Raw genomic sequence first — 689 nt, 5'->3', positions numbered from 1 at the left:
CGAGGAACTCGTGGAGCTGCTCAACGCCCGCCGCGGCCAGCGTTCGGGCGAGGACGAGGACTCCGACGAGCGGCTGAATGAGATCATCGACCGGAACCTGAACAACTATGGGCAGGACGATGAGGACGAGGGTCTGCCGCACCTGCCGCAGACCATTTCCACCCGCACCTCACAGCTGACCGTGCTCACCCACGACTCGTCCAAGGACAAGCCGAAGCCCGAGCCGACGGCCGAAGAGGATGCCAACGCCCGCAAGTCCAAGCGTTCCTCCGTGCCAGCTGGGATGACATCATGTTCGGGCGGCGCAAGAAGGACTAGGAGCCTGGTCCCCGCACCACCCCGGAACGCTGAAGGACGATTCCCCGGCAGCCAGCTGGCTGCCGGGGAATGTCCTTTGCTGGCCCCCGTGGTTGGGTGGCCCGGGGTTATTCGGTGTGCAGCTGCAGCAGCGGCACCAGGCGTTCGGCGGTGGTCAGCGATCCGTGCTGCCCCACCATCTCAAAGGCCTTCGGGTTCACCCGCCGCCCGTCGTAGAAGGCGATGGACTCGGCGGCCAGGATCATCAAGTCCCCCAGCCGTTCGGCCACCGCGTCGCGCATCGGCCCGAACAGGCCGTGCTGGATCGCTTCCTGGCGCGTCAGCACCCAGGCCTTGGTGCCGTAGCGGCGCTGCCAGGCCTCCCGCACCCG

The 689-nt window shown here is 67.3% G+C and carries 1 pseudogene; it reads right to left on the bottom strand.

Going from position 1 to position 689, the window contains the following annotated elements:
* Positions 1–425: 425 nt before the first annotated feature.
* Positions 426–689: pseudogene (locus tag JCM19049_RS16635) on the bottom strand (alkaline phosphatase family protein); the annotation flags it as partial.

Source organism: Arthrobacter sp. JCM 19049 (assembly GCF_001310435.1).
This window is presented reverse-complemented; position numbering and strand designations above follow the sequence as displayed.